The following is a 20300-nucleotide window of genomic DNA, read 5'->3' as shown; positions in this document are numbered from 1 at the left end:
CTTTGCGCGCTTGCCATACTGGCTGATGATAGCTAGGCCCATGGAATGATGCAGATGCCGCTGGATGACTTGAGAAAGCTGAGTGATGATACGCTCCTGCTGATGTTTGCAGGGGGAGACGAGTATGCGGCCGGGGCTTTGAATGCGCGGCTGACACCTGTTGTTCTGGCACATGCATATCGCCTTTTGGGCGACAGGGCTGAGGCTGAAGATATTGCGCAAGAAGCGATGTTGAAGCTGTGGCGGGTTGCCCCCGAGTGGCGCATGGGTGAAGCGAAAGTGACGACATGGCTGTATCGTGTGGTTGCAAACGCCTGCACCGACAGGCTGCGCAAGCGGCGGACCATTGATATTGACTCGGTTGCCGAGCCGGAAGACGGCGCGCCGAGTGCCGCGGACAGAATACAGGACCGCTCCCGTGCGGAAGCTTTGCAAGAGGCACTGGGGCAACTGCCGGACCGTCAGCGCCAAGCTGTTGTTTTGCGCCACATTGAAGGGCTTTCAAACCCCGAGATCGCGCAGATTATGGACCTGAAAGTTGAAGCGGTGGAAAGCCTGACCGCGCGGGGAAAACGGGCCTTGAAGGCTGTGCTTGAAGGGCGCAAGGATGAACTGGGGTATGATGATGACTGATCACAAGCACGTTGATGACACCATGCTGGACGAGATGTTTGCTGCGGCAAGAGCCGACGCACCCGAGCCTGACGCAGCCCTTTTGGCGCGGGTTCTGGAGGACGCTGCCGATGTGCAGGCGGGCTTTGCCACAGCTTCCGTGCCGCGAGCGCCGCGCCGTGCAAGGGGGAGCGGGTTCTTCGATATGATCGGTGGTTGGACCGGCCTTGGCGGACTTGTGGCGGCCTCGTCCTTTGGTCTCTGGCTTGGTATGAGCTCGATGCCGGGCTTGACGGATACGTTTGGATTGCCCGGATACGAAAGTGCTGCCGCTCTTGAAAGCCTTGGCGACGACTATGAGTATCTTGCAGCACTGGGAGAGTTCTGATGACCGAAACAGCAAAGAAAACCGGGCCGCGTATGAGCCGCAAGGTCAAGGCGCTGCTCATTGGCTCGCTGGCGCTGAACCTTGTTGTGGCGGGGCTATTTGTTGGCGTTGCTTTCAGGCACGGCGGGGCTTCGGAGAGATACGTGAATAGCGATGCGTTGGTGCGTGCCCTTGACCATGAGGACCGCCGCGCCATTGGCAAGGCTGTGAAAGAGGCTCAGGGCGGCGGGCGGAAGGCCTTTTGGGAAGCTCAGAAGGAAGCGTTGCAAAACGTTGCTGTGGCTCTGAGAGCCGAGCCGTTTGATGCAGCCGCACTTAAGGCGGCCTTGGCGCAAAAGTCGGCGCATTTGCGTAAAAACCGTGATGCTGCCGAAGCGGCTATGCTGGCGCGGTTCACTGCTATGAGCGCAGATGAGCGCGCTAAACTTGCCGACCGTCTGGAGGAGGCGCTTGCGCGCGGCCCCCACAAGCGCAAACGAGAAGATTGAACCTGCTCAGGCTGCGCTGCGCGCACTCATTGTGACCCGATTACGGCCATGGTGCTTTGAGCGATAGAGCGCGGCATCTGCGCGCTCCAGAAGAGCACTGGAAAGCCTCTCGGCCATGTCGGACGAGGCGGCGGCTTTGGCCTCAGGCTCTTGCACGGCGACCCCGATACTGACAGTGAGATGCTGCGCTGGAATATGCGTGCCGAGGCGAAAGGCGTGTGCGCCGATAATGCTGCAAAGCCGTGTGGCGGCGCGCTGGGCATGGGCATGGCTTGTGTCGGGGAGGATAACGAGAAACTCCTCGCCGCCGATGCGCGCGACGAGATCATCGGGGCGCATATTGTCTTTCAGAACGCCTGCAAGAGCCACCAGCGCAGCATCGCCCGCGGTATGGCCGAGGGCGTCATTGACGCGCTTGAAGTGATCTACATCAATGGCCATGACGGCGCAGCTTTGGCCCTTGCAGGCACAATCGGCGAGAAGCCGGGCCAGTTTGGGGTGTGCGAAGCGGCGGTTGTAGAGGCCTGTTAACGGATCGGTCACGGCGGCGCGCAGGCCTTCGTGCATATGGGCGCGGCGGTGGTCATTGCGGCTTTTGCGCGCGGCCAGAGGGGCAATCCGCAGGGCAAGCTCTTCGGCGCAGAACCCGTGCGGGAGCACCTCGTCTGCGCCCCGGTCAAGCGCGTTGCAATAGAGGGCTTCGATCGGCTCGTCTATCACCGCGATGAGCCCCGCATGCCGCGATTGTGGATGCGCGCGCAAATCGGCAAGCAGACAGAGCCCCTCTTCGGGCGTTTGGGCGGAAAGCTCGACCACGATCACATCGGGGTTGAGTGCTGTGCGCTCGTTGAGAATGTCGGCCTCGGTGCAGGCGAAGGCCGCGTTGTTGGGCGCGCTTGCAAGGCCCGTAAGCCAGGCTTTGGAGCGGGTTGAGTTGGGGGTGATAATGGCGGTGCGTGTGGGCTTTGTGAAGCCGGCAGGTGCCTCGGCAAACCCGAGAGTCTGTGACATGCGCTCGGCCAGCAAGGTCTCTTCCTGGCTGTCATGGTTGCGCAGGATCGAACGAAAGCGCGCCAGAAGCGGTGCGACTTTGGCCGGCTGACACATCACATCGGCGGCCCCTGCCTTGAGAAGGGAAAGCCGTGAGGTGAAGTTGTTGCACTCCATGAGCATGATGACGGGGAGCGTTGCGAGCTGTCTATCGGAGGTGAAGGCCTCAAGGAAACGCTGGGGGCTGATTTTATCGGGCCGTGCGGTGGCGAGCACAAGATCAGGGCGGTCGCGCCGTGCCGCGATGAGGCCTTCTGCAATGTTTGTGGCTTGCACGACCTCATAACCGGCAGTTGAAAGCTTGACGTTGAGCACGATCCGGTTGGTCGCGATATCATCAACGATTAAGACTTTACGTGGCATGAGCTACAACATCCCCTTTGCGCTTGCGGTTCTGTTCATCATTTCGCAAAAGTAGTTAAGAATTCCTTTCTAGGTTTGTTAAAAATGTCTGCGTCACAGGAAATGGCCGAGGATATCGGCATAAAAGCGCTTATCTGGCTGGCGGGGAATGAGGATCTGCTGCCGGTTTTTCTGGGCGCGAGTGGTGCTTCTGTGAACGATATCAAGGCACAGGCGGGTGAACCTGCCTTTCTGGCATCGGTTTTGGACTTTCTGTTAATGGATGACGCCTGGGTCATGGGGTTTTGCGAGGCAGAGGGGCTGAAGTATGAACAGCCGATGCGGGCGCGGGCTGCGTTGCCGGGCGGGGAGCAGGTGAATTGGACATGAAACCCGTGGAGGCCGTGATCTTTGACAAGGACGGCACACTGTTTGACTTTGCGAGCACATGGGAGGCTTGGGCGCTGGCGTTTTTACGGCGTTTGGCGCGGGATGAGGCACATGCGCGGGCGATGGCCGGTGCTGTGGGCTTTGATTATGATGCGCAGCATTTTCATGCGGATTCCATTGTGATTGCGGGGATGCCCAGCGAGGTGGCCGAGGCTTTGGCGGTGCATTTGCCCGACCGGGAGCACGCGGCGATTGTGGATATGCTTAACGAGGAAGCAGGCAAGGCGCCACAGGCTGAAGCCGTGCCGCTTGCGCCGCTTTTGGGCCGTTTGCGCAGCGCGGGGCTGAAGCTTGGTGTGGCGACGAATGATGCGGAAGTGCCTGCTTTGGAGCATTTGAAAAGCGCGGGTGTGACTGGCTTTTTCGACTTTATCGCCGGGTTTGACAGCGGCTTTGGCGGCAAGCCCGCGCCGGGGCAGCTTCTGGCGTTTTGCAAGGCGGTGGGCGTGGCGCCCGAGGCCGCCGTGATGGTGGGCGACAGCACGCATGATTTGCGCGCAGGTCGTGCGGCGGGGATGCGCACGGTGGCTGTGTTGACTGGCATGGCGGGGGAGGCTGATCTTAGGCCGTTGGCGGATGTGGTTTTGCCCGATATCGGCCATTTGCCGGATTGGTTGGGCTCTCTTTAAAAGGGTTTGCGCTTTGGCTTCGCCAAAGCGCGGTGAGTGAGAGGGGCTTTGCCCCTCTCGCGCTCTCCCCAGGATATTTTCGGCAATAAGAAAGCCTGTTTAGTGAGCGGGTTTGATGAAGGTTCCGTTGCGAAGATCTGACATGGCTTGGCGGATTTCGTCTTTGGTGTTCATCACGATGGGGCCGTGCCACGCGACAGGTTCTTGAATGGGGGCGCCGGAGATGAGCAAAAAGCGTATACCTTCTTCTCCCGCCTGAACGGTGATTTCATCCCCTGTTCCGAAGCGGATGAGGGTGCGATCGCCTGACATGTCGCGGATGTTGACTTCCTTGCCCATCACTTCTTTTTCAAGGAGCACACCTGAGGGTGCGCTGGCATCGGCAAAGGCGCCCTGGCCCTCGAAGACATAGGCGAAGGCACGGCGGTAAGTGTCTATAGGCAAGGTCTTTTTTACACCTGCAGGCACAAAAACATCGAGATACTGAGGGTCGGCGGCGATGCCATCGACGGGGCCGCGTTTGCCCCAGAATTCGCCTGTAACGACGCGAACGCGCGTGCCGTCATCGTCGATGATTTCTGGAATTTCTTTTGCTTCAACGTCTTGATAGCGCGGGTCGGTCATTTTGAGATCCTGCGGCAGGTTGGCCCAGAGCTGGAAGCCGTGCATCTGGCCCTTGGCGTTTCCACGTGGCATTTCCTGATGCATGATGCCTGATCCTGCGGTCATCCATTGCACATCGCCAGCCGTGAGGCGACCTTCGTTGCCGAGGCTGTCGGCGTGATCAACCTCGCCCGACAAGACATAGGTGATGGTTTCGATGCCGCGGTGGGGATGCCAGGGGAAGCCTTTGGCGTAGTGATCGGGATGCTCGTTGCGGAAATCATCGAACAGCAGAAAAGGGTCAAGCTCGGAGGGGTCGTGAAAGCCGAAAGCGCGGTGCAAATGCACGCCTGCGCCTTCCATGGTGGCTTGGGCTTTGCGGGCTTCGAGTATGGGGCGGATGGACATGACTTAAGCTCCTGTTGCTTGTGAGACAAAAGGTAGGCGTGGCGGGACCATTGCGCAATTCTGTGTCGTGAAGAGGCATATGTGCATTTCTGCACAGCTCGACCTTGTGACCGCATGAAAAAGCCCTGTCAGTCGCCAAAAACACACGGCAGTGTCGCTTCTGGGCCAGAAGGCCGAACGGCAGAGCGGAACGATGACGCAACACAGGGAGGCGAAAATGAAGGTCGGATTTATAGGGCTTGGGAATGTGGGGGGGAAGTTGTCTGGCTCTCTCCTGCGCAATGGTGTGGACGTTATGGTCCATGATTTGAATGAAGAGTTTGTTAAGGCCAAGGTTGCCGCCGGTGCGGTTGCAGGTGAGTCGCCTGCGAAAATGATGCGCGCGTGTGATGCGGTGATCACTTGCCTGCCGAGCCCCGCGGCCAGCGCCGCTGTGCTTGAGGAGATGCTGCCAGAGGTCTGCGAGGGCAAGATCTGGATGGAGATGAGCACCACGGACGAGGCCGAGGTGAAGCGCATCGGGGCCGAGGTGATTGCGGCGGGAGGCGCGGCTGTGGATTGCCCCGTTTCGGGCGGGTGCCATCGTGCCGATACGGGCAATATCTCTATTTTTGCGGGCTGTGAGCGCGAAACATTCGAGCGTATTCTGCCGCTTCTGACGATTATGGGGCGGCGTGTCCTGCACACCGGGCCGCTGGGGTCGGCCTCTGTTTTGAAGGTGCTGACGAACTTCCTTGCCACGGCGAACCTTGTCTCTGTGGCCGAGGCTTTGACCGTGGCCAAGGGCGCGGGCATGGACCTCGGTGTGGCCTATGAAGCGATGGCGATTTCCTCGGGCACGAGCTTTGTGCATGAGACGGAAGGGCAGGTGATCTTGAACGGGAGCCGCGATATTTCGTTTACGATGGACCTGGTTGCGAAAGATATCGGGCTTTTTCAAGAGGTTGCCGACCGTGCCGGCGTTCCGCTGGAGCTTAACCCGCTGCTCATCAGCATCTTTCAGGACGGGATCAGCCGCTTTGGTCCGCGCGAGCTTTCTCCTAATATTATCAAACGTTTGGAAGAGGCGACGGGGCTTGATGTGACGGCGCCCGGCTTCCCCGCGGAAATGACGGATGACGAACCCGAAGAGCGCGGCGCAGAGGTGACTGTTAAGCGATAGTTCTCGCTGCGACCCGAGGGGTTAACGGGGCGCAAAATGTGCTGATTCCAGGGGGTGATAGGCGTGCACAACACGTGCACCATGCGTGCACCGCCTGAAAAGGCCAAGTGTTAACAGGAATTAGGTTAACGCGCCGTGCGACAGGCAAAGGAAAAGGCCGGAGCGAGGGATCGATCATCGCTCCGGCCTTTGTATGTGTGTTGTCGGGGCTGTTTTTTCAGCAGTCTTCCCAGCAAACTTGCGGAGCAAAGCGCGGGCGCGAGAAGATGAAGGTTTGCAACTCGTTCTCTTCGTTCAGACCGAAGAGGAAGGGCGGTGTGTAGTTGATCCTGGTTTCGACGAGAATGATACGCTCTTGATTGACCAGCATTGGCAGTTTTTCATGCCAGTTTTTGACTTGAGCGTTGGTCAGGCTGTTGAAACCTCCACGGCTTGAAGACCAGTCCAGACGAAATTCGTTGCGGCTTTTGACAAAGCGGATGACAGAAACCCGCAGATCGGGATTCTCGCTGGTGCGTGTCAGGAATTGAACCAGCTCGCGGGTTGCATCAATGTAATCATCGTCAATCGGAGCTGTTTCGCGGCTGATCATATCCGCCACAGTGAAGGCGGCCTTTTCGTGGACGCCGACCTGACGGTAGGCATCAAACCACGAGAACATCGAGGCATAGGCCCAAAACACGATGGGGGCCATAACGATGAATTCGATTGATACAGTGCCCCCTGTTTCGTCGCGGAAGGCGACGAGGCGGGATTTGATATAGGACCAGATCATTAGAGCGGCTCCTGAACAAAGGCGGATGTCGCGATCATCCACGCATGACCGTTCCCGTCCCAATCGAGGTGACGGCCAAGGCCTGTCAGCGGGAAAACGGGCTTGAAGACAAAGCAGGCACGCAGAACCATCATCTGGTTTTGCTGGCCGTTGCTGAACTGCTTCAGCGGGTTGGCCACCTGGGTGATATCCGAACAACGTGCTGTGCGGCTGGGGGCCGTGAAATTGCGCATATCCAGCGGCTGCATTTCGAGGTGCAGCTGTGTCATGCAATTGGGCAAAATACCTGCAAAATCACACGCCATTTGCTTGATGTCGTCGTGCTGGTAGTCTGCCGCTGTTGTGAGGCGGACATTGCGCACGGCCAGATCGAGGCCGCGCTCCAGCATGGAGTGGCGGAACGTGACCATGCCAAGCTCGACGGCGGCGCAGAACATGAAGACAAAGAAAGGGAACAGGATTGCAAACTCGACTGTTGCGTTCCCGTCTTCAGCGCGGCCGAAGCGACGGATTTTCTGAATGAACTGTCTCATTGTGTAAGCTTCAACTGGCTAATGGATTGCGCGATGGCCGAGAAGGCTTCGCTGATTTCGAGGCCATCCACATCAAAGAAGTGGCTGGGTGAGCTTGCACAGTCCTTTAGCTCGTTTGCGCCGTGTGTCGGGGCTTCAAAGCCGATGGTGTAGATGACGACACCCTGGTTTTTGGCGGCATTGCAGATGGATTGCATGCGGGAGTCTTTTGTCCCTCCGCCTACAGACGTTTGCGGGTTATCATACCAGTTGTTCCAGGCGTAATAGTCAAGACGGCCGTAGAGGTAATTTGCGACCCAAGCGAGGCTGGCTTTGGCGAAGAGCTCTTCATAGCTCAACCGCTTCCAGTTGCTGTCGAGTGACCAGCTGCGGTTGCTCCAGCTTGACTGGATCTGCGAGTTGCCGCTCGAGGACTGTTTATAGTAGTAGCTGCCGCTTTTCACGGCATAACGGTCATTTCCTGCGTTGTAGTAAACATCAGAGTTGCCAGAGCGAAACTGTGACCGCAGCATGTATTGGTTGGTGTTTTGGCCGTCAGTCATCACAACGAGCACTTTGATCGAGTTCGGATCATCGTATTCGAGCGGACGATCGGAAAACGCATTGTCGATCTGGTTTGCGGCGACCAGATTGCTGACCACAGGTTGCAGGCTCGGGTCAAGCAGGGCTGCGCCCCATTTGATGCCGAGGTCGGCCGAAGTGTTGCCGCCTGCCGCAAGCGCGTTGATCTGGCCATGCAGCGTTGAGGCGTTGTTGCTGAGCGGAAGGATGTGTGACGACGGACGGTTCGGACAGACGGTCAAAGAGTCGTGTTCATCGTCGACCAGCCCGGTATCATCGGCGGTTTCGGCATATGTGAAGACGTCGAAGTGTTTGGTCTGCTCATAGCTGCGTGACCCGCCGCTCAGGGGCTCCATGGTTGTGGAATAAAAATCGCTGGAGTCAAAGTTCACGCAATGTGAATAGTCGTGGTCATCATGTGTTCTGAACTGGCTGAGCAGTGTCGGGCCGGCGCTGACCTGGGTTGCGTAGGGCACGATAGAGATCGAGATGTCATCGGCATCGGACAGTTCCAGAACGGTATCAACGAAATCGACGGCGGCGGGTTTCAGGTTTTCGATACGGCTGCCATCCATGGAGCCTGACACGTCGAGCACCAGCGAGATTTCGACAGAGTCGACACGCTCTTCGGCAGAGGAGGAGGCAGGCGCCATCATCTCGTTTACGCCGAGCATGTGCATGAGTTGTGTTGGAACAAGTTCACGCGCCGTGGCTGTCACTTCGCGGTAGTTCAGCCCCTGATCAACGACGGTTGAAAGAAGCTCGGCATTGGCCAGACCGGACTTTATGAAATAGTCGGCCACAACCTCTGCAGGCGGGCTTTTCTGATCAAGGTCGGTGGCGGCGAGCACGGCTTGGTCAAGCACGTGTTGCAGGCGCGAGCGCTGGGATTCAAAACGCATGATATCGACACCGAGCGCCCCGACGAAGAGGATCATCAGCATAAAGTAAACAGAGAAGGCGACCAGAACCCCGTCTTCTTCTTTGGCAAACTGCCGAACGAAGGGAGCGATCTTGTGGGGCATCATGAAGCGGTCTGCGGTGCGCCGACGCCGAGATGTGACAGTTGTCAGTTCCATGTTTCTTCTCCTGCCCGGCATCGGGATTCGGGGTGTGCCGGGACTCATTTCACATTGGTCCAGTGTTTCTTTTGGTTTAGTTCTGTGGCGGAATTAGGGCGAGAAATGCGGTTTTTTTAGGGAAAAAGGGGAGTTTTGGAACCGGTTGGACCGTTTGGGCCGGACTGTTTCGAGCTGTTCAACAAAGGGGCAAATTTCCGTTAACCTTTTGAGGCGGGTGAAGGGCAGCCGATTGGTTCGAGCGCAGCCTGACGGGCCATTCGTGAAAGTGGTTTTTTAATCTTTGCGCACTAACAATCAGGAATGACGGTTGGCCCTTTGCAAGATAGGTGCGACAAATGTGCACATTGGACCCGAGTCGCTGCAATGCGGCATGGACGCCAGCAATGGGAGAAAAGATATGAACGCCAATTTTAAAGAACCGAGTTTTCGCGAAAGCGTAGATTTGATGTTTAACCGTGCTGTCGCGGTGATGGATCTGCCACCCGGGTTGGAGGAGAAGATCCGGGTCTGCAATGCGACTTACACGGTGCGGTTTGGCGTGCGTTTGCGGGGACAGATCCAGACGTTCACAGGTTACCGCTCGGTGCACAGCGAGCATATGGAGCCTGTGAAGGGCGGTATCCGCTATGCTCTCGGTGTCAATCAGGACGAAGTCGAGGCGCTTGCGGCGCTGATGACGTATAAATGTGCTCTGGTGGAAGCGCCGTTTGGCGGCTCCAAGGGCGGGCTTTGCATTGATCCCCGCCAGTATGACGAACACGAGCTCGAGCTGATCACCCGCCGCTTTGCCTATGAGCTGGCCAAGCGCGATCTGATCCACCCGAGCCAGAACGTGCCGGCGCCTGACATGGGCACAGGCGAGCGCGAGATGGCGTGGATTGCCGACCAGTATCGCCGCATGAACACGACCGATATCAACGCGGCGGCTTGTGTGACGGGCAAGCCGATCAACGCGGGCGGCATTCAGGGCCGCACCGAAGCCACGGGGCGTGGTGTGCAATATGCGCTACGCGAGTTTTTCCGCCATCCTGAAGATGTGAAAATAGCCGGCATGCAGGGCAAGCTCGAGGGCAAGCGCGTGATTGTGCAGGGGCTTGGCAACGTGGGTTACCACGCAGCGAAGTTTCTGGGCGATGAAGACGGTGCGCTCATCACCGGCATTATCGAGCGCGACGGCGCCTTGTTTAGCCCCAAGGGGCTGGATGTTGATGCGGTGCGCGGCTGGATTGTGAAACATGGCGGGGTTTCGGGCTTTCCGGACGCCACTTATGTGCCCGACGGCTCTGTGGTGTTGGAGGAAGACTGCGACATTCTCATCCCTGCGGCGCTTGAGGGTGTTATCAACCTCGGCAACGCCGAGCGCATCAAGGCACCGCTCATCATCGAGGCTGCAAACGGGCCGATCACGGCGGGGGCAGACGAGATCCTGCGCAAGAATGGCTGTGTAATTATCCCGGATATGTATGCCAACGCGGGTGGTGTGACGGTTTCTTACTTTGAATGGGTGAAAAACCTGAGCCACATCCGCTTTGGCCGCATGGGCCGCCGTCAGGAAGAGGCGCGCCACGAGCTGATCGTGAGCGAGCTTGAACGCCTGAGCCGCCATCTGGGCGATGCGTGGTCGATGACGCCTGACTTCAAGTCAAAGTATCTGCGCGGCGCGGACGAGCTTGAGCTTGTGCGTTCGGGCCTCGATGACACGATGCGCACGGCCTACCAGAGCATGCGCGAAGTGTGGCATGAGCGCGAGGATGTGCCTGACCTGCGCATGGCTGCTTACCTTGTGGCGATCAAGAAAGTGGCGGCGAGCTACCGTGCCAAGGGGCTTTAGGCTTCGGCGCTTTGCGGCAGGAGATAGAAAAGGCGGCTTTCGGGCCGCCTTTTTCGTGAGAGAAGGTTGGTGTGGCGAATGTGGGGATTGAGCCCTCTATACCGCACTTCTGCATCTCGGCGAATGTCTGCTATGAACGCATAAGGCAAAATCGTTCAACAAACCTTTGGATTTTGAACGGTTTTTTGGTGCCGCTAAACGGGGCGTTTTCGGCTCCTACCAAAAACGAGGGTTTGAGTGCTCGACGCCTTGGAGCTCCCGCACATCCCGCCCCCCCCTTACGGAGCACCCCGACTGTTCATCTGCCGATCCTTTCAAGGGGGTAGCTTTCACGCTCTTTCCCCCTTGGCCGTCGGCAATCCACGTCGGCTTCGGGGCCACTACGACTTCACTGATTTGCGGGGTTAGATGTTCGCCTGCACCTTGGCACTACACCGGACGTTCGCGCTCCACGACGGAGTTTTCCCGGCGATCCAAGCACCATAGCCGACGCCCAAAAGACCGGGATGCTGGCCATCGGGGCAGATGCCCTGCGCGCGGTATGCATCGCGCAGCATGTTCTGCACCTCGCGATCATCCGCCGCCGTCGCGGTGAAGGGCGTGCCACGCATCACCTGTGTGACCACCTTGTCCGAACGCACCAGCGGGTCACGCTTACGCCAGATCGCATAGGTCTTGCCATTGGCACTGAAGTCAAAGCGGGTGAAGTTCTTCGACGCCATGAATTGCGGCGTCAGCGCTTGCGGGTCAACACGCGGCCCGTTCGCCGCAGCTGGGGTCGCTGTGCTGTCCCCGGTTGTGCAGGCCGCAAGCAGCAGACCGACCAGTGGCAGAAGTAATTGAATTTTTGACATAAAGAATTTCCCCTAATCTCATAAAGCGACGATAATTTGGCATTCTCCAAGTGGCATGCCGCGTAGCGTCAAGTTCACCTAAATCTGCTTGCCGCACAAGCGATTGTTCGCCCCGAGCAGCCTCGGCGGTCACGAAGGCTGCTGGAATTAGGCGGAACCGGCGGTGGTGTTTTCAGCGCGGCGGGCAAACCTGTCGAGCCGGTTTCAATTCGCTTAAGAGTGGTGGCGAAACGAACTCTAAATTTTGGCGGTCGGGAGAGAATCGGGAGAGAATAAGTCGTCCCCCCGCACAGACGCTATCGCGTTCAAAGAAAATATTCATCCCGTATGAATGCTTGCCACCGCTTGCGCAACAAGACACCAAAACAGCCGTTCCAAAAACCACCGTTTGTTGAACAGCTATCAAAAGTGGCCATTGGTGCAGCCGCAGCGAAAGCTCACTTCGTCCGCATAGCAGCCATTGCGTTTGAATAGGTTGTTCTGCGGGCCGTCGTGCATCGTCAGCCGTTCCCACGGGCTGGCGATTTGGCTGATGCAAGCTATGCCCTTCGTTTCGAGGATGTGTTTGGCGGGCATAAAGCGCTTCACACATCCGTTGGATCGCCACCTCAGGGGCTGACGTCGGCTTCCGTCGCGAACGGTAGCCCCATCCCGCGTAGCGGACCTGACGCTTTGGGAGATTGATATTCAGGCAGACCTTTTTTGCCGCCGCTTCAGCCTGACTGAAGCGCATTTGGACATTTCTCAAAGTCACAGTCGCCAGCGGGACAGTCTATGTCGAAAAGGGGACTTCCCTTCATGGTTCGGCTTGATAGTCTGGCACGGATTGATGGGGCGGGCTGTGGCGCGCCGAAGCTTGTGCGCCGAGAGGCCAAGGGGGACACATGCGCTTTTCTGCGCTGAAAATTCTCAAAGAGGGCCTCACGGGCAACAAAGGCTGGGCCCCGCATTGGCGCGACCCTGCGCCAAAGCCTGAATATGACGCGATCATCATCGGCGGTGGCGGGCACGGGCTTTCGACGGCCTATTACCTCGCCAAGAACCATGGGATGACCAACATTGCGGTGCTGGAAAAGGGCTACCTTGGCGGCGGCAACGTGGGGCGCAACACGACGATTGTGCGCGCGAATTACGGCCTTGAGGGCAACTCGCAGTTTTACTCGCATTCGCTCAAGCTTTGGGAGGGGCTGGAGCAAGACCTGAACTACAACGCGATGATGAGCCAGCGTGGCGTGATCAACCTGTTTCACTCTGACGGGCAGCGCGATGCGGCGGCGAAGCGCGCGAATATGATGATCTCTCAGGGCGATGACGCGATTTTGCTGGATAAGGTGAGTGTGCGCGAGCTGTTGCCGAACCTAAACCACGACAACATCCGCTTCCCTATCTATGGCGGCTTGTATCACAAGCGCGGCGGCACAGCGCGCCACGATGCCGTGGCATGGGGTTTTGCGCGCGGCGCGGACCTGCGGGGTGTGGACCTGATCCAGAACTGTGAAGTGACGGGGATTGATATTGTGAACGGCGTAGTGCAGGGCGTGCAGACCACGCGTGGCGCGATCAAGGCCAAGAAAGTCGGTATGGTTGTGGCGGGGCGTTCAAGCCAGGTTGCGGCGATGGCGGGGCTGCGCTTGCCCATCGAGAGCCATGTTTTGCAGGCGTTTGTGAGCGAGGGCTTGAAGCCTTGTATCGACCATGTCGTCACCTTTGGCATGGGGCACATGTATATGAGCCAGTCCGACAAGGGCGGGTTGGTCTTTGGCGGTGATCTGGATTTTTATGCGTCTTACGCACAGAGGGGCAATTTGCCGACCGCCGAGCATGTGATGGAAGCCGCGATGTGTCTTTTGCCACAGATCGGCAAGGCGCGGGTTTTGCGCAGCTGGGGCGGGATCATGGACATGACGCCTGATGGAAGCTTTATCATCGACAAGACGCCTGTAGACGGGCTTTTTGTGAATGCAGGCTGGTGTTATGGCGGGTTCAAGGCTGTGCCTGCGTCCGGATATTGCATGGCGCATCTGATGGCGACGGGGCAGCCGCATGAGGCGGCGATGAAGCACCGTTTGGACCGCTTCGAGACGGGCCGTGGCTTGATGGACGAAGAGCACAGCGGCAGCCAGCATAACCTGCACTGAAGGAGAGAGACATGCGTTTGATGATTTTGGCAGTGGTGGCGAGCGGTTTTGCGGCGGCTGCGCAGGCGGATGTAAAATTCGGCACCCCGCCGCCAAGCGCCCATATACACCACATGATGCAAGAGGTTCTGGGGCGGGCGCAAGCCGGTATAGGTGAAGAAATCAGCCCCGGGATGAAGCTGACGGCGGCGACATCGCAGGGGGACACGATTGTTTTCATGACGCGGGCGAAGGATATCGCTTCGGTCGAGCGCGGCATGGTGCGCGACCCGAAGCTGAGCCTTCAGCAGCGGTTTGTGAAAACGTTTGGCAAGAAGTTTTGCCGCAAGGGCTCGGGTTCGCGGCGGTTTGTCGATGCGGGCGGGGCGATCTCGATTGCGGCCATGTCGCGCAGCGGAGAGCTCCTTGCGGGCGGCAAGCTGACCAAATGTTGATAGGACAAGACTTATGCGCATAGCCTGCCCCCTTTGTGGCGAGAGAGACAGCCGCGAATTTTCCTACAAGGGCCATGCTTTGGCACTTGAGCGACCAAGCGAGGACGCGGGCTTTGGTGCGTGGGATGATTACCTGCACAACCGCGAAAACCCTGCGGGCTGGACGCGGGAGTTGTGGTTTCATGATTTCGGCTGCGGCAGCTGGCTTGTGGCCGAGCGCAACACGGTGACTCATGAATTCGGCAAGGTCGAGTTGGCTGAAAACGTCAAGGAGGCCATGGCATGAGGCTGCAAGGCAAAGGGCTGATCAACCGCAGCCGCAAGGTGAGATTCAGCTTTGACGGGCGCAGCTATGAGGGCTTTGAAGGCGATACCCTTGCCTCGGCTCTGCTGGCCAATGGCGTGAAGCTGATGGCGCGCTCGTTCAAGTATCATCGACCACGCGGTGTGCTGACAGCAGGTTCCGAGGAGCCGAACGCTTTGGTGACTGTGGGCAAGGGCGGCTCTCAGGACCCTAACATGCGTGCGACCGTGCAGGAGATATACGAGGGGCTGGAGGCGGTGAGCCAGAACCGCTGGCCCTCGCTCGACTTTGATGTGATGGGCGTTAACGACCTTGGCGCGCCGTTTCTTGGCGCTGGATTTTATTACAAGACCTTCATGTGGCCCAAAGCCTTTTGGGAGAAGCTTTACGAGCCTGTCATCCGCCGCGCGGCGGGGCTTGGAGCCATATCGGGTGATCCGATCAGCGACAAGTACGAACGCGGGTTTGCGCACTGCGATGTGCTTGTTATCGGCTCGGGGCCGTCGGGGCTTATGGCCGCTTTGACGGCGGCTGAGGCGGGGGCGGATGTGATCCTTGCGGAAGAAGACAGTGCGCTGGGCGGGCGGCTTCTCAGCGAAAGCGGCGAGATTGACGGGACGCCTGCGCGCGACTGGGCCGAAGCGATTGTCGGGCGGCTAGACGCGATGGACAACGTGCGGATCATGACGCGCACCTCGGTGACAGGGGCCTATGACGGCGGCACATATGGCGCGCTGGAGCGTGTGGCGCATCACCGCCCGTTGGCCAAGGGTTTGCCGAAAGAGTGCTTCTGGAAAATTGCTGCCAAGCGGGCTGTGCTGGCGGCGGGGGCTTTGGAACGGCCAGTGGCGTTTCAGAACAATGACCGCCCCGGTGTGATGATGGCGAGCGCTGTGCGCGCCTATGTGAACCGCTGGAATGTAGCCCCCGGGCAGGCTGTTGCGCTGTTTGGCAACAACGACAGCATTCATGATGTGGCGGCGGATTTGCTGGCGGCAGGAGTGCATGTTGCGGCGCTGATCGACAGCCGCGCGGATGCGCGCTGTGCGCTCGATGTGCCGTTTTATGCGGGCGCGCAGGCGTGCGGAACCGAGGGGCGAAAGGCGCTTGAGGCCGTGAGTATTGCGCGGCCTTCCGGGATCGAGAAAGTGCAGGCGGACTGCCTTGGTATGTCGGGCGGCTGGAACCCGACGCTGCACCTCACTTGCCATATGAACGGGCGGCCAGAATGGAATGAGGCGATTGCGGCGTTTGTGCCGAAAGTTGGCATGGTTCCGGGGCTGATTGCGGCGGGGGCGTGTAACGGTGTGTTCTCGACAGCGGCGTGCCTTGGGGAAGGTGTCGGTGCGGCGCAGGCGGCTTGCGAGGCGTTGGGGCTGAAAGCGAAGGTGCCGCAGATGCCGAGGGCTGAAGACCGTCCTTATAACATCGCACCGCTTTGGGCTGTGGCAGGCAAGGGCCGGGCCTGGCTTGATTTTCAGAACGATGTGACTGTGAAGGATGTGAAGCAGGCTGCGGTGGAGAACTTCCGCTCGGTCGAGCATATGAAGCGCTACACCACGCAAGGGATGGCGACGGACCAAGGCAAGAACTCCAACGTGCAGGCGCTGGCCGTTTTGGCAGATGCGACGGGGCGCGGCATTCCCGAGACGGGCACGACGACCTATCGGCCACCGTTTACGCCTGTGGCGATTGCCGCAATGGCGGCGGGGGCGGCGGACAAGGGGTTTGCGCCCGAGCGGTTTACGACCTCGCACCGCCTGACTGTGGCGGCGAATGCGCCGATGATCGAGGCGGGGCTGTGGTATCGGCCCAGCTATTTCCCCGCCAAGGGCGAGACAACGTGGCGGCAGAGCTGTGACCGTGAGGTTGGCTATGTGCGCAACGCCGTGGGCGTGTGTGATGTGTCTACGCTTGGCAAGATCGACATCAAGGGCAAGGACGCCGGCGCGTTTCTCGACTTTGTTTACACCAATATGTTCTCCACTCTTAAGGTGGGCCGTGTGCGCTATGGGCTTATGCTGCGCGAAGACGGGCATGTGATGGACGATGGCACGACCGCGCGGCTTGCGGAGGATCATTTTGTGATGACCACCACCACGGCGGCGGCGGGCGAAGTGATGAAGCATATGGAGTTTGTGAGCCAAGGTTTGCGGCCTGATTTAGATGTGCGGTTTGCTTCGGTCACCGAGCACTGGGCGCAGTTTGCTGTGGCGGGGCCGAAGGCGCGCGAGCTTCTCAACGGTCTTTTGGATGCGCCGATTGAGGGCGAGAGCTGGCCCTTTATGGCCTGTGGTAATGTGAAGGTTGCGGGCGTTTCTGGTCGCTTGTTCCGCATCAGCTTTTCGGGCGAACATGCCTATGAGGTCGCTGTGCCTGCGCGCTATGGCGAGAGCTTGTTTGGCGAGTTGCGCAAGCGGGCAGAAAAGCTTGGCGGCGGTGCTTACGGAATGGAGGCGCTCAATGTGCTGCGCATCGAGAAAGGCTTTATCACCCACGGCGAAATCCACGGACGGGTGACGGCGTTTGACATCGGTATGCAGGGGATGATGAGCAAGAAGAAAGACTTTATCGGTAAGGCCGCGGCAATGCGCCCCGGTTTGTTGGATGAAGACCGCGAAATGATGGTCGGGTTGAAGCCAGTGGGGGTTGTGAAGCAACTGACCGCAGGGGCGCATTTGTATAACGAGGGTGCGGAGCCTGTGCGCAAGAACAATCAGGGGTATCTGACGTCGGTGGCGTTTTCTCCGACGATGGAAACATTCCTTGGCCTCGGGTTCTTGCGCGGCGGGCGGGCGCGGCACGGCGAGATTGTGCAGATGGTTGACCATGTGCGCGGGATTTCGACGACTTGCGAAGTCTGCCATCCGGTATTCCTGGATCCAGAAGGGGAGCGCAGCCGTGACTGAACTGAAAGCATTATCACCCGCAGCCGGGCTTTTGCCGCTCGAGATTGGCGGGGCCGCGTTGCGCGAGGACGAGATGCGCCAGCTTACGCTGGTTGCGCCGTTTAAGGGAAAAGAGGCAGCTTTGGCCAAGGCGCTGGAAGCGGCGCATGGGCTGCGTTGGCCCGAGGCTGGCGAGACTTCGGTTAGTGGCGCGGTGCGACTGGTGTGGTTTGGCCGTGGGGCGGCGCTTCTGATGGGGGGGGAAGCCTCAAGCAAGCTTGCACCGTATGCGGCGCTGACAGATCAGTCGGATGCCTGGTCTTGCCTTGTGCTTGAGGGGGCGGGCGCGCGCGATGTGTTGGCGCGGCTGACACCTTTGGACATGCGCGATGTTGCTTTCCCTATGGGAGCCACGGCGCGCACGGAAGTCTTTCATATGGCCTGCTCGATCACACGATTGGCGGCGGAGAGCTGGCAGATCATGGGTTTCCGCTCGATGGCCAAGACGCTGGTGCATGACTTGCAGGTTGCCATGGAAGGCGTCGCGGCGCGGGCCTCTTAAACGGCCTCGGATGTGAGCCAGACACCGCCTTCGGGGCGCAAGGTCAGGATCATCACGGGGTTGGGCGCACGGCCTTCAACGGGCTTGAAACGGCGCTTTGAAAGTAGCGTGGCGAGGATGATCACTGCCTCTTGCAGAGCGAAACTGGCCCCGATGCAGATGCGTGGGCCGTCACCGAAGGGCAGGTAAGCGTAACGCTCGGGCTTCTCTGTGAAGCGCTCGGGGCGGAAGCTGTCGGGGTCGTCCCAGAGGAGCGCGTTGCGGTGCAAGGCGTAAATCGGGATCATCACGGTATCGCCTTTTTGCACCTCGCGGCCTGCGAGGGTATCGCTTGTCCGGGCCGTGCGGGAGATGAGCGAGGCGGGCGGATAGAGACGCAGAGCTTCATCAATGATCATGCGGCAATAGGGCAGATCGGGTAGATCTTCCGCTGTGGCGGTGCGGCCCTGCAGAGCGGACTGTGCCTCGGCGCGGGCTTTGTCCTGCACATCCTGATCAAAGGCGCAGAGGTAGAACGCCCATGCCAGCGTGAGTGCGGTTGTCTCGTGGCCGGCGACAATAAAGGTGAGCAGATTGTCACGCAGCTCTGCGGTGCTCATCGAGCGGCCTGTCTCGGGATCTTCGCCCTCGAGCAGAAGATCGAGCAGGTCGGGCACTTCGCCCGCGCCCGCTGTTCGGCGGGAATTGACGGCATCATCGGCGATGGCTTTCATTTGCTTGAGCGAGGCCCCCGCCATGAGGCGCGAAGGCCGCGGAACCCACATTGGCACACCGAGGATATCAAAGAGGGAGACCTTGCCCGCAGCGGCGATGTAGGCATCGATGGCTTTGTGAACCTCGTCAGAGGAGAAAAGCGCGCTGCCCGAAAGGGTGACTTTGGCGGTGATATCAAAGGTGGCGCGCACCATTTCGGCGTAAATATCGCTGGCGTGTTTGTCTGCCCTTTCAATACGGGCGAGGGATGCCTCGGCGGCGGCGCTCATCACGGGGGCAAGGGCGCTCACGTTGCGGTGTGAAAAGACGGGGGCGGCGGCGCGGCGCTGCCAGCGCCAGTGCGCGCCCTCGGCTATGAAAAGGCTTTCGCCGATTGCGGGGCGGAGGAGGTTTTTTGTCACATCGGATTTGGGATAATTCTCAAGCTCTTCGAGGAGCACACGGCGGATGGCGTCAGGGTCCATCAGCATGTGCCACCGGATGCCTGTTTTGCCCGAAACGACAGGCTGCTGCGTGGCGATGTAGGGGATGATCGAGAGGACATTCTTGCGCGCCGCAGACAGGCTGCGCAGCATCCCCCAAGGCTCGCGGACGAGCGGAACAGAAACAGGAGTTCGGGCTGTGGACATGGTGTATCCTTCGCGGTTGTCCTTCATATAGGGGTGCAAGACGGGCAGGGCAATTGCATGCGCGGCTGTGCTGGTATAGGTGCAGGCAGAGTTTTTAACGGAGAGCTGTCCATGCTGCGTCGATTCTTTTTGCTTGCTGCCCTCGGCATGTTGGCCGCCTGCGCCAACCCTGACGACCTTGACCAACCTGCCGTTGATTTGGGCAACTTCCGCCTCGGGCATAACATTGTCGTTGCGCCGAAGTTTGAAAAAGGCCCGCTGAGCCGCGAGAAACCGAAAGAAGAGTGGGTTGAAGCCGTGACCGCGCGGATCGCCGAGCGGTTTGACCGCTATGAAGGCGACAAGCTCTATCACTTCGGGGTGAGCCTTGAGGGCTATGTGCTGGCGCAGCCGGGGATTCCTGTTGTGGCCAGCCCCAAATCGGCGCTGGTCATCAGGATTACGGTTTGGGACGATGCGGCGAACAAGAAGCTCAACGAGAAGGCCCACCAGATTGTGGTGTTCGAACAGCTTTCAGGCGAACAGGTGATCGGCTCGGGCCTGACCCAATCGGCAGAAGAACAGCTGGAAAACCTTAGCAAGAACGCGGCCAAGATGATCGAGCTCTGGCTGGTGCGCCAGAATGCGAGCGAAGGGTGGTTCAATGATGCGCCGGAAGATGCGCTGGAAGATGAGCCCGAAGGCTGATTTCGCGGGTTGATTTCTTTGTCATAAGGTCATATGTGCGCGCTCAGATTAACTTTGGTCGCGCACATGCGGGCCGTAACATGAAGGGGCGCCAACGCGATGGCAAAGGAAAAGTTCAGCCGTAATAAACCACACTGCAACATCGGCACGATTGGTCACGTTGACCACGGCAAGAC

General features: G+C 59.0%; 21 protein-coding genes and 1 pseudogene. 14 read left to right on the top strand and 8 right to left on the bottom strand.

Going from position 1 to position 20300, the window contains the following annotated elements:
• Positions 1–48: 48 nt before the first annotated feature.
• From OE750_RS07840 to OE750_RS07830, 3 genes are read left to right on the top strand one after another with little or no spacing between them, the layout of a single operon-like run.
• Positions 49–633 (top strand): RNA polymerase sigma factor, encoded by a 585-nt coding sequence (locus OE750_RS07840; protein ID WP_263763724.1) that lies wholly within the window; start codon positions 49–51, stop codon positions 631–633.
• A complete protein-coding gene (locus OE750_RS07835) occupies positions 620–1000 on the top strand; it encodes a hypothetical protein (protein WP_263763260.1) in 381 nt (126 codons plus the stop codon). Before OE750_RS07840 ends, OE750_RS07835 begins: the two co-directional genes overlap by 14 nt.
• A complete protein-coding gene (locus OE750_RS07830) occupies positions 1000–1488 on the top strand; it encodes a periplasmic heavy metal sensor (protein WP_263763257.1) in 489 nt (162 codons plus the stop codon). The genes OE750_RS07835 and OE750_RS07830 overlap by 1 nt, the downstream gene beginning before the upstream one ends.
• A gap of 6 nt (positions 1489–1494) precedes the next feature.
• Here the strand turns inward: OE750_RS07830 and OE750_RS07825 are convergent, their stop codons facing one another.
• Entirely contained in the window at positions 1495–2901 is a 1407-nt protein-coding gene (locus OE750_RS07825; protein ID WP_263763255.1) for a diguanylate cyclase, read from the bottom strand.
• 84 nt (positions 2902–2985) lie between these two features.
• Here OE750_RS07825 and OE750_RS07820 point away from each other — a divergent pair, with 84 nt between their 5' ends.
• Entirely contained in the window at positions 2986–3270 is a 285-nt protein-coding gene (locus OE750_RS07820) for a DUF3572 domain-containing protein (protein WP_263763253.1), read from the top strand.
• Positions 3267–3959: an HAD family hydrolase gene (locus OE750_RS07815; RefSeq protein WP_263763251.1), complete on the top strand. Its 693-nt coding sequence runs from the start codon at positions 3267–3269 to the stop codon at positions 3957–3959. Before OE750_RS07820 ends, OE750_RS07815 begins: the two co-directional genes overlap by 4 nt.
• Before the next feature lie 99 nt (positions 3960–4058).
• Here the strand turns inward: OE750_RS07815 and OE750_RS07810 are convergent, their stop codons facing one another.
• Entirely contained in the window at positions 4059–4970 is a 912-nt protein-coding gene (locus OE750_RS07810) for a pirin family protein (RefSeq protein WP_263763249.1), read from the bottom strand.
• Positions 4971–5130: 160 nt separating this feature from the next.
• Between OE750_RS07810 and OE750_RS07805 the strand changes: the two genes are divergently transcribed.
• Positions 5131–6132: an NAD(P)-dependent oxidoreductase gene (locus OE750_RS07805; protein WP_412176212.1), complete on the top strand. Its 1002-nt coding sequence runs from the start codon at positions 5131–5133 to the stop codon at positions 6130–6132.
• A gap of 217 nt (positions 6133–6349) precedes the next feature.
• On the opposite strand, the gene OE750_RS07800 is transcribed toward OE750_RS07805, so the two are convergent.
• Genes OE750_RS07800 through OE750_RS07790 form a run of 3 tightly spaced genes read right to left on the bottom strand, consistent with a single transcriptional unit; the run spans position 6350 to position 9080 of the window.
• Positions 6350–6907, bottom strand: a complete 558-nt coding sequence (locus OE750_RS07800; protein ID WP_263763246.1) for a TadE/TadG family type IV pilus assembly protein — start codon at positions 6905–6907, stop codon at positions 6350–6352.
• Positions 6907–7440 (bottom strand): TadE/TadG family type IV pilus assembly protein, encoded by a 534-nt coding sequence (locus OE750_RS07795; protein WP_263763244.1) that lies wholly within the window; start codon positions 7438–7440, stop codon positions 6907–6909. The genes OE750_RS07800 and OE750_RS07795 overlap by 1 nt, the downstream gene beginning before the upstream one ends.
• Positions 7437–9080, bottom strand: coding sequence for a VWA domain-containing protein (locus OE750_RS07790; RefSeq protein ID WP_263763242.1), 1644 nt, complete (start codon positions 9078–9080; stop codon positions 7437–7439). Before OE750_RS07790 ends, OE750_RS07795 begins: the two co-directional genes overlap by 4 nt.
• A gap of 400 nt (positions 9081–9480) precedes the next feature.
• Between OE750_RS07790 and OE750_RS07785 the strand changes: the two genes are divergently transcribed.
• Positions 9481–10914, top strand: coding sequence for a Glu/Leu/Phe/Val family dehydrogenase (locus tag OE750_RS07785; RefSeq protein WP_263763240.1), 1434 nt, complete (start codon positions 9481–9483; stop codon positions 10912–10914).
• 404 nt (positions 10915–11318) lie between these two features.
• On the opposite strand, the gene OE750_RS07780 is transcribed toward OE750_RS07785, so the two are convergent.
• Positions 11319–11768 carry a hypothetical protein gene (locus OE750_RS07780; RefSeq protein WP_263763238.1) on the bottom strand — a complete coding sequence of 150 codons (450 nt, stop codon included), beginning with the start codon at positions 11766–11768 and terminating at the stop codon, positions 11319–11321.
• 402 nt (positions 11769–12170) lie between these two features.
• Positions 12171–12344 (bottom strand): hypothetical protein, encoded by a 174-nt coding sequence (locus OE750_RS07775; RefSeq protein WP_263763236.1) that lies wholly within the window; start codon positions 12342–12344, stop codon positions 12171–12173.
• A gap of 308 nt (positions 12345–12652) precedes the next feature.
• On the opposite strand from OE750_RS07775, the gene OE750_RS07770 reads away from it, so the two are divergent.
• From OE750_RS07770 to OE750_RS07750, 5 genes are read left to right on the top strand one after another with little or no spacing between them, the layout of a single operon-like run.
• Positions 12653–13906: a sarcosine oxidase subunit beta family protein gene (locus OE750_RS07770; RefSeq protein WP_263763234.1), complete on the top strand. Its 1254-nt coding sequence runs from the start codon at positions 12653–12655 to the stop codon at positions 13904–13906.
• 11 nt (positions 13907–13917) lie between these two features.
• Positions 13918–14340, top strand: coding sequence for a hypothetical protein (locus OE750_RS07765; protein ID WP_263763232.1), 423 nt, complete (start codon positions 13918–13920; stop codon positions 14338–14340).
• 13 nt (positions 14341–14353) lie between these two features.
• A complete protein-coding gene (locus OE750_RS07760; RefSeq protein WP_263763230.1) occupies positions 14354–14626 on the top strand; it encodes a sarcosine oxidase subunit delta in 273 nt (90 codons plus the stop codon).
• On the top strand, positions 14623–17553 hold the full coding sequence (locus OE750_RS07755) for a sarcosine oxidase subunit alpha family protein (RefSeq protein WP_263763228.1): 2931 nt from the start codon (positions 14623–14625) through the stop codon (positions 17551–17553). The genes OE750_RS07760 and OE750_RS07755 overlap by 4 nt, the downstream gene beginning before the upstream one ends.
• On the top strand, positions 17546–18094 hold the full coding sequence (locus tag OE750_RS07750; RefSeq protein ID WP_263763226.1) for a sarcosine oxidase subunit gamma: 549 nt from the start codon (positions 17546–17548) through the stop codon (positions 18092–18094). The genes OE750_RS07755 and OE750_RS07750 overlap by 8 nt, the downstream gene beginning before the upstream one ends.
• Here the strand turns inward: OE750_RS07750 and OE750_RS07745 are convergent.
• Entirely contained in the window at positions 18091–19464 is a 1374-nt protein-coding gene (locus OE750_RS07745) for a cytochrome P450 (protein WP_263763224.1), read from the bottom strand. The genes OE750_RS07750 and OE750_RS07745 overlap by 4 nt on opposite strands.
• Positions 19465–19548: 84 nt before the next feature.
• On the opposite strand from OE750_RS07745, the gene OE750_RS07740 reads away from it, so the two are divergent.
• Together OE750_RS07740 and OE750_RS07735 are read left to right on the top strand one after the other, a co-directional pair.
• Positions 19549–20124 (top strand): hypothetical protein, encoded by a 576-nt coding sequence (locus tag OE750_RS07740; protein ID WP_263763222.1) that lies wholly within the window; start codon positions 19549–19551, stop codon positions 20122–20124.
• A gap of 99 nt (positions 20125–20223) precedes the next feature.
• Positions 20224–20300 (top strand): annotated as a pseudogene (locus tag OE750_RS07735) (elongation factor Tu); the annotation flags it as partial.

Origin of the sequence: Lentibacter sp. XHP0401, from assembly GCF_025751535.1 — a bacterium.
Lineage (GTDB): Bacteria > Pseudomonadota > Alphaproteobacteria > Rhodobacterales > Rhodobacteraceae > Lentibacter.
Note: the sequence above shows the minus strand (reverse complement) of the source record. Positions and strands in the feature narration are given on the sequence as shown.